The organism is Serratia sp. AXJ-M (assembly GCF_046531865.1).
Classification (GTDB): domain Bacteria; phylum Pseudomonadota; class Gammaproteobacteria; order Enterobacterales; family Enterobacteriaceae; genus Serratia; species Serratia liquefaciens.
In genome coordinates this window covers 4,843,051-4,857,525 of the sequence record NZ_CP059394.1, presented here as the reverse complement: position 1 = coordinate 4,857,525, position 14,475 = coordinate 4,843,051, and the positions used below count along the sequence as shown (strand labels likewise).

Sequence of the window (14,475 nt, the reverse complement as noted above, 5' to 3'; positions counted from 1 at the left end):
ATGGAGAAGTTTGCGGTATTCGGTAATCCTATCAGCCACAGTAAATCACCGCGCATTCATGCGTTGTTTGCCGCTCAAACTGGCATAGAACATCCCTATGGTACGGTGTTGGCACCGCTGGACGGTTTCGAAACGGCGCTGCAAGCGTTCATTCACGCTGGTGGTCAGGGGGCGAACGTCACAGTACCTTTTAAAGAGCATGCCTACGAGGCTGCGTCTGAATTGAGCGAGCGTGCCTCGTTGGCCGGAGCGGTCAATACGCTCAAGGTGCTGCCGGACGGTGGGTTGCTGGGTGACAATACGGACGGGATCGGCCTGCTGACCGATCTGGAACGCCAAGGGCTGATCAAACCAAAGGATCGCATTTTGCTGGTGGGGGCGGGGGGCGCAGCACGGGGCGTGATCTTGCCGCTGTTGTCTTTTGGTTGTGAGATGACGATCACCAACCGCACTTTCAGTCGTGCGCAAATGCTGGCAGAAAGTTTTCAGCATCTCGGTGAAATCACCGCCTTGCCTCTGGATCAACTCGATCAACAACAGTTTGATTTAGTGATCAACGCTACGGCGTCCGGGATCAGCGGCGAGATCCCGGCATTGCCGGTTGGCACTATCACTGGCAACACGCGCTGTTATGACATGTTTTATCAGCAGGGGTTAACGCCGTTTCTGACCTGGGCACAGCAACAGGGTGCTACAGAATATGCTGACGGATTAGGGATGCTGGTGGGGCAGGCCGCGCATGCGTTCCTGTTGTGGCACGGCGTGATGCCGGAGATAGAGCCAGTACTGCGCCAACTGCGCCACGAGTTGGCGGTATAACTTGTGCCCGTTCTCTTGCCAGGGAACGGGCGCTTGTCAGATGTCTTCAGACAAATATTCGTCTTTCCAACGTACATAGTTAGTAGAAGAGTAGAGCAGCCCTTCCAACTCAGCTGCAGTCAATGGCCTAATCTGACGTGCCGGACTTCCCATATAAAGATAACCGCTCGCCAGACGTTTACCCGGAGCCACCAGGCTGCCGGCACCAATCATCACATCATCTTCTATTACTGCACCATCCAGCAGGATCGATCCCATCCCTACCAATACCCGGTTGCCTATGGCGCAACCGTGCAGCATGGCTTTGTGGCCTACGGTCACGTCTTCCCCGATCAACAGCGGGTAACCTTCTGGGTTATGTTCGGACTTATGAGTCACGTGCAGCACGCTGCCATCCTGAATATTACTGCGCGGACCGATCTTTACCGCGTTGACATCGCCGCGGATGGCAACCAGCGGCCAGATACTGACGTCATCGGCCAGCTCAACGTTGCCGATCACCACGCTGGAAGGGTCGATCATTACGCGTTGACCCAGTTTTGGAGAGTAATGAAGATAAGAACGCACTGCATCGGACATGGTAATAGCCTCACGTCGGGATCATATTTACCGGCAATACTAGACGTTGGCGGTGGAATTACAACCAACTGAAGCTACGGATCTTAAGGAAAATGGCGCTGATCGCGCAAGATCCGCCCGAAAGGGCTGAAAAGTGCGCAAACGGAAAGAAAAGATCAAAAAAGGGGTTGTGCAAAAAACTCGGATCCCTATAATGCGCCTCCATCGACACGGAACATGTGAACAACTTCACAGAGTCTCCGGGGTTCGAAGAGAAAAAATCCTGAAATTTAGGGGTTGACTCTGAAAGAGGAAAGCGTATTATACGCCACCTCGAGATAGCAAGCTACGGCGGCTAACTCACTGCTCTTTAACAATTTATCAGACAATCTGTGTGGGCACTCCACAAGACGATATCCAGAACCTTCGGGTTCAAAAAAATATCAAGTCTTGAAGAGTGACCAAGCAGTAATTCATTTAGTTGAATTATTACGAAAGTTAATTTTCGAGCATCGCTTCACGAGTTGAAGCAAATCAAGCTTTTAATTGAAGAGTTTGATCATGGCTCAGATTGAACGCTGGCGGCAGGCCTAACACATGCAAGTCGAGCGGTAGCACAGGGAGCTTGCTCCTGGGTGACGAGCGGCGGACGGGTGAGTAATGTCTGGGAAACTGCCTGATGGAGGGGGATAACTACTGGAAACGGTAGCTAATACCGCATAACGTCTACGGACCAAAGTGGGGGACCTTCGGGCCTCATGCCATCAGATGTGCCCAGATGGGATTAGCTAGTAGGTGGGGTAATGGCTCACCTAGGCGACGATCCCTAGCTGGTCTGAGAGGATGACCAGCCACACTGGAACTGAGACACGGTCCAGACTCCTACGGGAGGCAGCAGTGGGGAATATTGCACAATGGGCGCAAGCCTGATGCAGCCATGCCGCGTGTGTGAAGAAGGCCTTCGGGTTGTAAAGCACTTTCAGCGAGGAGGAAGGGTAGTGTGTTAATAGCACATTGCATTGACGTTACTCGCAGAAGAAGCACCGGCTAACTCCGTGCCAGCAGCCGCGGTAATACGGAGGGTGCAAGCGTTAATCGGAATTACTGGGCGTAAAGCGCACGCAGGCGGTTTGTTAAGTCAGATGTGAAATCCCCGCGCTTAACGTGGGAACTGCATTTGAAACTGGCAAGCTAGAGTCTTGTAGAGGGGGGTAGAATTCCAGGTGTAGCGGTGAAATGCGTAGAGATCTGGAGGAATACCGGTGGCGAAGGCGGCCCCCTGGACAAAGACTGACGCTCAGGTGCGAAAGCGTGGGGAGCAAACAGGATTAGATACCCTGGTAGTCCACGCTGTAAACGATGTCGACTTGGAGGTTGTGCCCTTGAGGCGTGGCTTCCGGAGCTAACGCGTTAAGTCGACCGCCTGGGGAGTACGGCCGCAAGGTTAAAACTCAAATGAATTGACGGGGGCCCGCACAAGCGGTGGAGCATGTGGTTTAATTCGATGCAACGCGAAGAACCTTACCTACTCTTGACATCCAGAGAATTCGCTAGAGATAGCTTAGTGCCTTCGGGAACTCTGAGACAGGTGCTGCATGGCTGTCGTCAGCTCGTGTTGTGAAATGTTGGGTTAAGTCCCGCAACGAGCGCAACCCTTATCCTTTGTTGCCAGCGCGTAATGGCGGGAACTCAAAGGAGACTGCCGGTGATAAACCGGAGGAAGGTGGGGATGACGTCAAGTCATCATGGCCCTTACGAGTAGGGCTACACACGTGCTACAATGGCGTATACAAAGAGAAGCGAACTCGCGAGAGCAAGCGGACCTCATAAAGTACGTCGTAGTCCGGATCGGAGTCTGCAACTCGACTCCGTGAAGTCGGAATCGCTAGTAATCGTAGATCAGAATGCTACGGTGAATACGTTCCCGGGCCTTGTACACACCGCCCGTCACACCATGGGAGTGGGTTGCAAAAGAAGTAGGTAGCTTAACCTTCGGGAGGGCGCTTACCACTTTGTGATTCATGACTGGGGTGAAGTCGTAACAAGGTAACCGTAGGGGAACCTGCGGTTGGATCACCTCCTTACCTAATGATATTGATTCGCGTGAAGTGCTCACACAGATTGTCTGATAGAAACGTAATGAGCAAAAGCGCTACCTGTTGATGTAATGAGTCACTGACTCATGCTGATACGAACCGATTAAGACAGTCAGTTTAATCGGATTTTCGTGTCCCCATCGTCTAGAGGCCTAGGACACTGCCCTTTCACGGCTGTAACAGGGGTTCGAATCCCCTTGGGGACGCCATCCGATAATGAGTGAAAGACATTATCACCGGTTCTTGAAACCGAAAACATCTTAAAGATGACTCTTGCGAGTCGTGTTTAAGATATTGCTCTTTAACAATCTGGAACAAGCTGAAAATTGAAACATGACAGCTGAAACTTATCCCTCCGTAGAAGTATTGGGGTAAGGATTAACCTGTCATAGAGTCTCTCAAATATAGCAGCACGAAAGTGGAAACACCTTCGGGTTGTGAGGTTAAGTGACTAAGCGTACACGGTGGATGCCTAGGCAGTCAGAGGCGATGAAGGGCGTGCTAATCTGCGATAAGCGTCGGTAAGGTGATATGAACCGTAATAACCGGCGATACCCGAATGGGGAAACCCAGTGCAATTCGTTGCACTATCATACGATGAATACATAGTCGTATGAGGCGAACCGGGGGAACTGAAACATCTAAGTACCCCGAGGAAAAGAAATCAACCGAGATTCCCCCAGTAGCGGCGAGCGAACGGGGAGGAGCCCAGAACCTGAATCAGTTCTTGTGTTAGTGGAAGCGTCTGGAAAGTCGCACAGTAAAGGGTGATAGTCCCGTACACTAAAATGCATTAATTGTGAGTTCGATGAGTAGGGCGGGACACGTGACATCCTGTCTGAATATGGGGGGACCATCCTCCAAGGCTAAATACTCCTGACTGACCGATAGTGAACCAGTACCGTGAGGGAAAGGCGAAAAGAACCCCGGCGAGGGGAGTGAAATAGAACCTGAAACCGTGTACGTACAAGCAGTGGGAGCACCTTCGTGGTGTGACTGCGTACCTTTTGTATAATGGGTCAGCGACTTATATTTTGTAGCAAGGTTAACCGTATAGGGGAGCCGTAGGGAAACCGAGTCTTAACTGGGCGAATAGTTGCAAGGTATAGACCCGAAACCCGGTGATCTAGCCATGGGCAGGTTGAAGGTTGGGTAACACTAACTGGAGGACCGAACCGACTAATGTTGAAAAATTAGCGGATGACTTGTGGCTGGGGGTGAAAGGCCAATCAAACCGGGAGATAGCTGGTTCTCCCCGAAAGCTATTTAGGTAGCGCCTCGTGAACTCATCTTCGGGGGTAGAGCACTGTTTCGGCTAGGGGGCCATCCCGGCTTACCAAACCGATGCAAACTCCGAATACCGAAGAATGTTATCACGGGAGACACACGGCGGGTGCTAACGTCCGTCGTGAAGAGGGAAACAACCCAGACCGCCAGCTAAGGTCCCAAAGTCATGGTTAAGTGGGAAACGATGTGGGAAGGCATAGACAGCCAGGATGTTGGCTTAGAAGCAGCCATCATTTAAAGAAAGCGTAATAGCTCACTGGTCGAGTCGGCCTGCGCGGAAGATGTAACGGGGCTAAACCATGCACCGAAGCTGCGGCAGCGACGCTTAGGCGTTGTTGGGTAGGGGAGCGTTCTGTAAGCCGTTGAAGGTGGCCTGTGAGGGTTGCTGGAGGTATCAGAAGTGCGAATGCTGACATAAGTAACGATAAAGCGGGTGAAAAACCCGCTCGCCGGAAGACCAAGGGTTCCTGTCCAACGTTAATCGGGGCAGGGTGAGTCGACCCCTAAGGCGAGGCCGAAAGGCGTAGTCGATGGGAAACAGGTTAATATTCCTGTACTCAGTGTTACTGCGAAGGGGGGACGGAGAAGGCTAGGCTAGCCGGGCGACGGTTGTCCCGGTTTAAGCGTGTAGGGGGAGTGACCTGGTAAATCCGGTTACTTACTAACCCTGAGGCGTGATGACGATGCACTACGGTGCAGAAGTAGTTGATGCCAAGCTTCCAGGAAAAGCCTCTAAGCATCAGGTAACACAGAATCGTACCCCAAACCGACACAGGTGGTCAGGTAGAGAATACCAAGGCGCTTGAGAGAACTCGGGTGAAGGAACTAGGCAAAATGGTGCCGTAACTTCGGGAGAAGGCACGCTGGCGCGTAGGTGAAGAGACTTGCTCTCGGAGCTGAAGCCAGTCGCAGATACCAGCTGGCTGCAACTGTTTAATAAAAACACAGCACTGTGCAAACACGAAAGTGGACGTATACGGTGTGACGCCTGCCCGGTGCTGGAAGGTTAATTGATGGGGTCAGCCGCAAGGCGAAGCTCTTGATCGAAGCCCCAGTAAACGGCGGCCGTAACTATAACGGTCCTAAGGTAGCGAAATTCCTTGTCGGGTAAGTTCCGACCTGCACGAATGGCGTAATGATGGCCAGGCTGTCTCCACCCGAGACTCAGTGAAATTGAACTCGCTGTGAAGATGCAGTGTACCCGCGGCAAGACGGAAAGACCCCGTGAACCTTTACTATAGCTTGACACTGAACATTGAGCCTTGATGTGTAGGATAGGTGGGAGGCTTTGAAGCGTGGACGCCAGTCTGCGTGGAGCCAACCTTGAAATACCACCCTTTAATGTTTGATGTTCTAACTCGGCCCCGTGATCCGGGGTGAGGACAGTGTCTGGTGGGTAGTTTGACTGGGGCGGTCTCCTCCCAAAGAGTAACGGAGGAGCACGAAGGTTAGCTAATCACGGTCGGACATCGTGAGGTTAGTGCAAAGGCATAAGCTAGCTTGACTGCGAGAGTGACGGCTCGAGCAGGTACGAAAGTAGGTCTTAGTGATCCGGTGGTTCTGAATGGAAGGGCCATCGCTCAACGGATAAAAGGTACTCCGGGGATAACAGGCTGATACCGCCCAAGAGTTCATATCGACGGCGGTGTTTGGCACCTCGATGTCGGCTCATCACATCCTGGGGCTGAAGTAGGTCCCAAGGGTATGGCTGTTCGCCATTTAAAGTGGTACGCGAGCTGGGTTTAGAACGTCGTGAGACAGTTCGGTCCCTATCTGCCGTGGGCGTTGGAAGATTGAGAGGGGTTGCTCCTAGTACGAGAGGACCGGAGTGAACGCACCACTGGTGTTCGGGTTGTCATGCCAATGGCACTGCCCGGTAGCTAAGTGCGGAAAAGATAAGCGCTGAAAGCATCTAAGCGCGAAACTTGCCTCGAGATGAGTCTTCCCTGGGCCTTTAAGGTCCCTGAAGGAACGTTTAAGACTAAGACGTTGATAGGCTGGGTGTGTAAGTGCAGCGATGCATTGAGCTAACCAGTACTAATGATCCGTGAGGCTTAACCTTACAACACCAAAGGTGTTTTTAGAGAGATTGTAGAGATTTTCAGCGAGTTCCGAGATTGGTTTCAATGGCTACGGGAGTGGCGGTTGGAATGAAACAGAATTTGCCTGGCGGCAATAGCGCGGTGGTCCCACCTGACCCCATGCCGAACTCAGAAGTGAAACGCCGTAGCGCCGATGGTAGTGTGGGGTCTCCCCATGCGAGAGTAGGACACTGCCAGGCATCAAATTAGTGTGCTGATATGGCTCAGTTGGTAGAGCGCACCCTTGGTAAGGGTGAGGTCCCCAGTTCGACTCTGGGTATCAGCACCACTTTATTTAAAGTGGGTTTAGAAGTTCGGCAAAAAGAATTAAAAGAATTTGCTTGGCGGCAATAGCGCGGTGGTCCCACCTGACCCCATGCCGAACTCAGAAGTGAAACGCCGTAGCGCCGATGGTAGTGTGGGGTCTCCCCATGCGAGAGTAGGACACTGCCAAGCATCAAATAAAGCAACAAGCCCTACGTGAAAGCGTAGGGCTTTTTGTTTTATCTGCTGTATGTCGTTCTGCTCGAGCATGGGCATGCGAAAAGCCCGTCGGGAACGGGCTTTAACGCCGCTTGCGGCGGCCCCGAAGGGGTGAGTCTCAGGATGAGACGAATCGTGTAGGACACTGCCAGGCATCAATTATGCCAAGAGGCCATCCGCAAGGATGGCCTTTTTGCTTTTTAGCGTCCAAAAATACGTTCAACCTCCCGTCATCGCCGCGATGAAACATTTTCACCTTTCCGTTGAACACTCGACATCACGGTAAAAAACCGCTATCTTCGGGCATCTAGAAGTCTAAACGTTTAAACGGATGTGTGGGGATTAAGCAATGCCGATTCGTGTTCCTGATGAGTTACCTGCAGTAAGTTTCTTGCGCAATGAGAATGTCTTTGTGATGACATCCTCACGGGCAAAAACACAGGAAATCAGGCCGTTGAAAGTGCTGATCCTTAACCTGATGCCAAAGAAGATCGAGACGGAAAACCAGTTTTTACGTCTGCTTTCTAACTCGTCTTTGCAAATCGATATCCAGTTGCTGCGTATCGACAGCCGCGAGTCGAAGAACACGCCGGCGGAGCATCTGAACAACTTTTATTGTGATTTTGAAGACATCCAGGATCAGAACTTTGATGGTCTGATCGTGACGGGGGCCCCGCTAGGGTTGGTTGATTTCTGCGACGTTGCTTACTGGCCGCAGATTGAACGCGTAATAGATTGGGCCAAGAATCACGTGACCTCCACGTTATTTGTCTGTTGGGCCGTGCAGGCCGCTTTGAATATCCTGTATGGCATCCCGAAGATGACGCGTGAAGTGAAACTCTCTGGCGTTTACCAGCATCAAACCTTGCAGCAGCATGCCTTGCTGACGCGTGGTTTTGATGAGACTTTCCTGGCACCCCATTCGCGCTATGCGGATTTCCCTACCGAGATTATTCGGCAGTACACGGATCTGGATATCCTGGCCGAGTCGGAGCAAACCGGGGCCTATTTGTTCGCCAGCAAGGATAAACGGCTGGCGTTCGTGACTGGGCACCCAGAGTATGATGCGCTGACGCTCGCCGGTGAGTACTGTCGCGATAACGAAGCAGGTCTCAACCCGGTAGTGCCGCTCAATTACTTCCCCGACGATAACCCCGAACTTACCCCCAAAGCGACCTGGCGCAGCCATGGCCACCTGTTGTTCGCCAACTGGCTTAACTACTACGTTTACCAGATCACACCTTACGATCTGCGTCATATGAACCCGACCCTGGAATAACATTTTTTGCTTTAACCGGCGGCTGAATCGAGGCCGCCGGCACTCCTCTCCCAGCGCTTTACCCCTAATTTATCTGCCATTCTTACTAAAACTCATTATCTAACAAACACTTGATATAACTACCGACAGGGAATGGAACCGGTTTCCTTACCCTCTGACATTGTTATTTTTAATAACCAATTGATAATAAAAGGTTAATAAAATATTTAATAATAAAATGGAAATCGTTTTTGATTTTTATTTTTAGTTGAGTATTCTTAGATCCAGCGAGATGAGATCTGACCAGTTGAGGATCATTTTATTCATCCTGATCCGCACTGATTTCTGATGAAGATGTGCCCGCCTGACTTGCAGCGGCGGTGCACAATGATGCGAAGGAGCAAGACAATGACGCAACAGATAGCAGGCACGGAGTTAACGTTTACGCAGGGTTTTACCGCTGCTGAACGGCAGGTGTTGACGGATGACGCGGTCGAATTCCTGGCGGATCTGGTGAGTAACTTTACTCCGCAGCGCAATAAGCTTTTGGCTGCGCGTGCCTGTTGGCAGCAGAAGATCGATCAGGGCGAACTCCCAGACTTTATTTCGGAAACTGATTCCATTCGAAATGGAGAGTGGAAGATCCGCGGCATACCCGAGGATCTGCGCGACCGTCGGGTCGAAATCACCGGGCCGGTTGAACGCAAAATGGTGATCAATGCCTTGAATGCCAATGTGAAGGTGTTTATGGCGGATTTCGAAGATTCACTGGCGCCGAGCTGGGACAAAGTGATCGATGGGCAAATCAACCTGCATGATGCAGTGAATGGCACCATTTCTTACACCAATGAAGCCGGCAAGATTTATCAGTTGAAGCCTAATCCAGCGGTATTGATAGCGCGCGTACGTGGGCTGCATTTGCCGGAGAAACACGTGCAGTGGCAGGGCGAAGCGATCCCTGGCGGTCTGTTCGATTTCGCACTGTATTTCTTCCACAACTACCGTCAATTGCTGGCAAAAGGCAGCGGCCCTTATTTCTACCTGCCGAAAACCCAATCCTGGCAGGAAGCCGCCTGGTGGAGTGAGGTATTCAGCTTTGCCGAGGATCGTTTCTCCCTGCCGCGCGGCACCATCAAGGCCACGGTATTGATCGAAACGTTGCCGGCGGTATTCCAGATGGACGAGATCCTTTACCACCTGCGCGATCATATCGTCGGGTTGAACTGCGGCCGTTGGGATTACATCTTCAGCTATATCAAAACGCTGAAAAACCACGCTGACCGGGTCTTGCCGGATCGCCAGTCGGTCACGATGGACAAGTCGTTCCTCAGTGCTTACTCCCGGTTGCTGATCAAGACCTGCCACAAGCGAGGCGCTTTTGCCATGGGGGGCATGGCCGCGTTTATCCCTAGCAAAGACGCCGAGAAAAATGCCTGGGTATTGAACAAGGTACGGGCGGATAAAGAGCTGGAGGCCAATAACGGCCATGACGGCACCTGGGTGGCGCATCCGGGGTTGGCAGATACCGTCATGGAAGTGTTCAGCAAAGTGCTCGGCGAACGCCGTAATCAGCTGGAAGTCCTGCGTGAAAACGATGCGCCGATCAGCGCCGCGCAACTGCTGGAACCCTGTGATGGCGAACGGACCGAAGCCGGCATGCGCGCCAATATTCGCGTGGCGGTGCAATACATCGAGGCCTGGATCTCCGGCAATGGCTGCGTACCAATTTACGGCTTGATGGAAGATGCGGCGACGGCGGAAATATCCCGTACCTCAATCTGGCAGTGGATCCATCACCAAAAGAGCCTGAGCGATGGCCAGTTGGTCACCAAGGCGCTGTTCCGCCAGATGCTGAAAGAAGAGATGTTGGTGGTACGTGAAGAATTGGGTGAGGCGCGCTTTAACGCTGGCCGTTTCGAAGAAGCTGCGCGCCTGATGGAACGTATCACTACGCAAGACGAATTAATCGATTTTCTGACCTTACCCGGCTATGAGCTTCTGGCCTGAACCTGTTCCTGACCATTAACCCTACATTATTGAAAAGGATAAAAATTATGTCTACCTCTCGTGCTCAACAGATTCAACAACTGGAACAGGAATGGAAATCGGCTCGCTGGGAAGGCATCACGCGCCCATACAGCGCTGAAGACGTGATTAATTTGCGCGGCTCGGTCAATCCGGTCTGCACGCTGGCACAAAACGGTGCCGCCAAGCTGTGGGAACTGCTGTACGGTAAATCACGCAAAGGCTATGTCAACAGCCTGGGTGCGCTGACTGGCGGGCAGGCATTGCAGCAGGCCAAAGCCGGTATTGAGGCGATTTATCTGTCTGGCTGGCAGGTCGCTGCGGATGCCAACACCGCGTCTGCCATGTATCCGGACCAGTCGCTGTACCCGGTTGATTCCGTGCCGGCGGTGGTTAAACGTATCAACAATACTTTCCGCCGTGCCGATCAGATCCAGTGGGCCAATAAAATTGAACCGGGCAGTAAGGGTTACACCGACTACTTCCTGCCAATTGTCGCCGATGCCGAAGCCGGTTTTGGCGGCGTGCTGAATGCCTTTGAGCTGATGAAAGCCATGATTGAGGCCGGCGCTGCCGGGGTGCATTTCGAAGACCAATTGGCGGCGGTGAAAAAGTGCGGCCATATGGGCGGTAAAGTGCTGGTGCCAACTCAGGAAGCGATTCAGAAGCTGGTAGCCGCCCGTTTGGCTGCAGACGTGCTCGGTGTGCCAACGCTGGTCATCGCACGTACCGACGCCGATGCGGCCGATTTGCTGACGTCAGACTGCGATCCATACGACAGCGAGTTTGTCTCCGGCGAACGTACAGCGGAAGGTTTCTTCCGTACCCATGCCGGCATTGAACAAGCGATCAGCCGTGGCCTGGCGTATTGCCCTTACGCCGACCTGGTGTGGTGCGAAACCTCCACGCCGGATCTGCAGGCAGCCAAGCGTTTCGCTGATGCCATTCACGCCAAATTCCCAGGCAAACTGCTGGCATACAACTGTTCACCGTCGTTCAACTGGAAAAAGAACCTGGACGATCAGACGATTGCCCGCTTCCAGGAAGAACTGTCGGCGATGGGATACAAGTACCAGTTCATCACGCTGGCGGGCATCCACAGCATGTGGTTCAACATGTTTGACCTGGCGCACGCTTATGCACAGGGCGAGGGCATGAAGCACTACGTCGAGAAGGTACAGAAACCGGAATTCGATGCCGTTTCACGCGGTTACACCTTCGCATCGCACCAGCAGGAAGTGGGTACCGGCTATTTCGACAAGGTCACTACCATCATTCAGGGCGGTGCTTCTTCGGTAACGGCACTGACCGGTTCGACGGAAGAACAGCAGTTCTGAGGCGGCAACGCTGAAAAAACCTAACCCAGAGCCTGCATATGCGGGCTCTATTTTCTGGCGGGAGGTAAGGATGGCGGCGAAACTGGAGCTGTTGATCGCACAGACGATACTGCAGGGTTTTGATGCGCAATATGGCCGCTTCCTTGAGGTGACTGCCGGTGCGCAGCAGCGTTTTGAGCGAGCAGACTGGCCGGCGGTGCAACAGGCGATGAAAAAGCGTATTCACCTGTATGACCATCACGTCGGTTTGGTGGTGGAGCAACTGAAGTGCATCACGGGGCAAAAGTCCTTTGATGCGGATTTCCCCAGCCGGGTGAAGGCGGTGTACACCGACCTGTTGCCGGAGTACCCACGCTTTGAGATCGCCGAAAGCTTCTTTAATTCGGTTTACTGCCGCCTGTTCAAACACCGGGATCTAACGCCGGAAAAGCTGTTTGTTTTCAGCTCCCAACCTGAGGGACGCTTTCGCGATATCCCGCGTCCGCTGTCGCGCAATTTCACTGCTAGCGGTGATGTATCGGCGATGCTGTACAACCTGCTGACGGATTTACCTCTGCGGCTACCTTGGGAAAACTTGTCGCGTGATATTGATTACATCACGCTGGCGTTGCAACAGAGCTTTAGCGCGCAGCAGCTGGCTGGGGCGACGTTCCAGATTGCCAATGAGCTCTTTTACCGTAACAAGGCTGCCTGGCTGGTAGGTAAGTTGCGGGTGGCGGATACGGTCTATCCTTTCCTGCTGCCGATCCATCACAGCGATTCCGGTGCCTTGTTTATCGATACCTGCCTGACCAGTAAGGCCGAGGCCAGTATCGTCTTCGGTTTCGCACGTTCTTACTTTATGGTTTACGCACCGCTTCCGGCAGCGATGGTCGAGTGGCTGCGAGAAATACTGCCGGGCAAAACCACCGCCGAACTGTATATGGCGATTGGCTGCCAGAAGCACGGTAAAACGGAATGTTACCGTGAATACCTGACGTTTATGGCTGGCTCGCAGGAGCAGTTCATCATCGCGCCGGGGGTGAAAGGCATGGTGATGCTGGTGTTTACCCTGCCGTCGTTCGATCGGGTGTTCAAGGTGATCAAAGACGAGTTCGCACCGCAAAAAGAGGTGACGCAGGCGCAGGTGATGGCCTGTTACCAGTTGGTGAAAGAACACGACCGCGTGGGGCGCATGGCGGATACCCAAGAGTACGAGAATTTTGTCGTCGACAAGGCGCGCCTCAGCCCGGAGCTTTTGGCTGAATTGCAGCGTGAAGTGCCGGACAAGCTGGAGGATCTGGGCGATCGCATCGTGATCAAGCACCTGTATATGGAACGGCGCATGACGCCGCTGAACCTGTATCTGGAGCAGGCCAATGAGCAGCAGATGCGCGACGCTATCGAAGAGTATGGCAATGCGATCAAACAACTGGCCGCCGCCAATATTTTCCCCGGCGACATGCTATTCAAGAACTTCGGCGTGACCCGGCACGGGCGGGTGGTGTTCTACGATTACGATGAAATTTGCTATATGACCGAGGTGAACTTCCGCGATATTCCGCCGCCGCGTTACCCGGAAGATGAACTGGCCAGCGAGCCGTGGTACAGCGTGTCGGCGAACGATGTATTCCCGGAGGAGTTCAGGCATTTTCTGTGTGGCGATCGGCGCATTCGGCAGGTGTTTGAAGAGTTGCACAGCGACCTGTTCGAAGCCGATTACTGGCGCGGGCTGCAGCAGCGCATTCGCGACGGGCATGTGGAGGATGTCTTCGCTTACCGCAAGAAACGGCGTTTTAGCCAGCGCAGCGGGGTGGCACTGCCTGCTACCTCGGCAGCGACGTAAGGGCGCGGCACGCCGCGCCCGATAGCATTAAGCTTTTGCACCCGCAACGGCGGCACGCGCCAATTCGGTGATGCGTGCGTAGTCGCCGCTTTCCAGCGCATCCGCCGGCACCAGCCAGGAGCCGCCGATGCACAGCACGCTTTTCAGCACCAGATAGTCACGGTAGTTGCTCGGTGAAATTCCGCCGGTCGGGCAGAAACGTACCTGCGGGAACGGGCCGCCGATCGCCTGCAGTGCTTTCACGCCGCCGTTGGCTTCCGCCGGGAAGAATTTAAACTCACGCAGCCCATGATCCATGCCCAACATCAGTTCAGACACGGTGCTGATACCCGGAATTAACGGGATTGAACCGGCCGTGGCCGCTTGCAGCAGATCGGCAGTCAGGCCCGGGCTGATGGCGAATTGCGCCCCGGCATCGGTCACTTCCTGCAACTGCTGCGGGTTGATGACGGTACCGGCGCCGATGATGGCATCAGGCACTTCTTTGGCAATAGCACGGATCGCGTCCATTGCGCAGGCGGTGCGCAGGGTGACTTCCAATACCCGGACGCCACCAGCCACCAGGGCTTTCGCCAGCGGGATCGCGTGTTCCAATTTGTTGATGACGATCACCGGGACTACCGGGCCGGCCATCAGGATCTGCTCTGCGCTGGTTTTCCAATTGTTCATTAAGGGTTCTCTCCAGTTATAGCCGTCGCCTTCGGGC

The 14,475-nt window shown here is 53.4% G+C and carries 7 protein-coding genes, 2 tRNA genes and 4 rRNA genes; 11 read left to right on the top strand and 2 right to left on the bottom strand.

Annotated features, from left to right (window positions below):
• Nucleotides 1-819, top strand: a complete 819-nt coding sequence (aroE, locus tag H0S68_RS22585; protein WP_201895941.1) for a shikimate dehydrogenase — start codon at nucleotides 1-3, stop codon at nucleotides 817-819.
• 36 nt (nucleotides 820-855) lie between these two features.
• Here the strand turns inward: aroE and H0S68_RS22580 are convergent, their stop codons facing one another.
• On the bottom strand, nucleotides 856-1,398 hold the full coding sequence (locus tag H0S68_RS22580; RefSeq protein WP_020837217.1) for a gamma carbonic anhydrase family protein: 543 nt from the start codon (nucleotides 1,396-1,398) through the stop codon (nucleotides 856-858).
• 522 nt (nucleotides 1,399-1,920) lie between these two features.
• Between H0S68_RS22580 and H0S68_RS22575 the strand changes: the two genes are divergently transcribed.
• From H0S68_RS22575 to aceK, 10 genes are all read left to right on the top strand, one after another.
• Nucleotides 1,921-3,461 (top strand): 16S ribosomal RNA (locus tag H0S68_RS22575).
• Nucleotides 3,462-3,606: 145 nt separating this feature from the next.
• Nucleotides 3,607-3,682: transfer RNA gene (locus tag H0S68_RS22570), tRNA-Glu, on the top strand.
• Nucleotides 3,683-3,914: 232 nt separating this feature from the next.
• Nucleotides 3,915-6,822 (top strand): 23S ribosomal RNA (locus H0S68_RS22565).
• A 103-nt stretch (nucleotides 6,823-6,925) separates the two neighbouring features.
• Nucleotides 6,926-7,041: ribosomal RNA gene (rrf, locus tag H0S68_RS22560) — 5S ribosomal RNA — on the top strand.
• A 13-nt stretch (nucleotides 7,042-7,054) separates the two neighbouring features.
• Nucleotides 7,055-7,130 (top strand) — tRNA-Thr (locus H0S68_RS22555).
• A 51-nt stretch (nucleotides 7,131-7,181) separates the two neighbouring features.
• Nucleotides 7,182-7,297: ribosomal RNA gene (gene rrf / locus H0S68_RS22550) — 5S ribosomal RNA — on the top strand.
• Together the 16S, 23S and 5S rRNA genes with 2 tRNA genes alongside form the textbook arrangement of a ribosomal RNA operon.
• A gap of 376 nt (nucleotides 7,298-7,673) precedes the next feature.
• Entirely contained in the window at nucleotides 7,674-8,603 is a 930-nt protein-coding gene (metA, locus tag H0S68_RS22545) for a homoserine O-succinyltransferase MetA (RefSeq protein ID WP_041415044.1), read from the top strand.
• 387 nt (nucleotides 8,604-8,990) lie between these two features.
• Nucleotides 8,991-10,589: a malate synthase A gene (gene aceB / locus H0S68_RS22540; RefSeq protein ID WP_129941604.1), complete on the top strand. Its 1,599-nt coding sequence runs from the start codon at nucleotides 8,991-8,993 to the stop codon at nucleotides 10,587-10,589.
• Nucleotides 10,590-10,636: 47 nt separating this feature from the next.
• Nucleotides 10,637-11,944: an isocitrate lyase gene (aceA, locus tag H0S68_RS22535; protein ID WP_410529035.1), complete on the top strand. Its 1,308-nt coding sequence runs from the start codon at nucleotides 10,637-10,639 to the stop codon at nucleotides 11,942-11,944.
• A 70-nt stretch (nucleotides 11,945-12,014) separates the two neighbouring features.
• The gene (aceK, locus tag H0S68_RS22530) at nucleotides 12,015-13,769 is read left to right on the top strand and encodes a bifunctional isocitrate dehydrogenase kinase/phosphatase (RefSeq protein ID WP_048759983.1); all 1,755 of its coding nucleotides are present in this window, start codon (nucleotides 12,015-12,017) and stop codon (nucleotides 13,767-13,769) included.
• Nucleotides 13,770-13,796: 27 nt separating this feature from the next.
• On the opposite strand, the gene H0S68_RS22525 is transcribed toward aceK, so the two are convergent.
• Complete coding sequence (locus H0S68_RS22525; RefSeq protein ID WP_410529034.1) at nucleotides 13,797-14,438, bottom strand: bifunctional 4-hydroxy-2-oxoglutarate aldolase/2-dehydro-3-deoxy-phosphogluconate aldolase; 642 nt, start codon at nucleotides 14,436-14,438, stop codon at nucleotides 13,797-13,799.
• Nucleotides 14,439-14,475: the final 37 nt, after the last annotated feature.

Bases quoted from the DNA above. Each gene is read 5' to 3' on its own strand.
- aroE (WP_201895941.1), top strand. From the start codon at position 1: ATGGAGAAGTTTGCGGTATTCGGTAATCCTATCAGCCACAGTAAATCA.
- H0S68_RS22580 (WP_020837217.1), bottom strand. From the start codon at position 1,398: ATGTCCGATGCAGTGCGTTCTTATCTTCATTACTCTCCAAAACTGGGT.
- metA (WP_041415044.1), top strand. From the start codon at position 7,674: ATGCCGATTCGTGTTCCTGATGAGTTACCTGCAGTAAGTTTCTTGCGC.
- aceB (WP_129941604.1), top strand. From the start codon at position 8,991: ATGACGCAACAGATAGCAGGCACGGAGTTAACGTTTACGCAGGGTTTT.
- aceA (WP_410529035.1), top strand. From the start codon at position 10,637: ATGTCTACCTCTCGTGCTCAACAGATTCAACAACTGGAACAGGAATGG.
- aceK (WP_048759983.1), top strand. From the start codon at position 12,015: ATGGCGGCGAAACTGGAGCTGTTGATCGCACAGACGATACTGCAGGGT.
- H0S68_RS22525 (WP_410529034.1), bottom strand. From the start codon at position 14,438: ATGAACAATTGGAAAACCAGCGCAGAGCAGATCCTGATGGCCGGCCCG.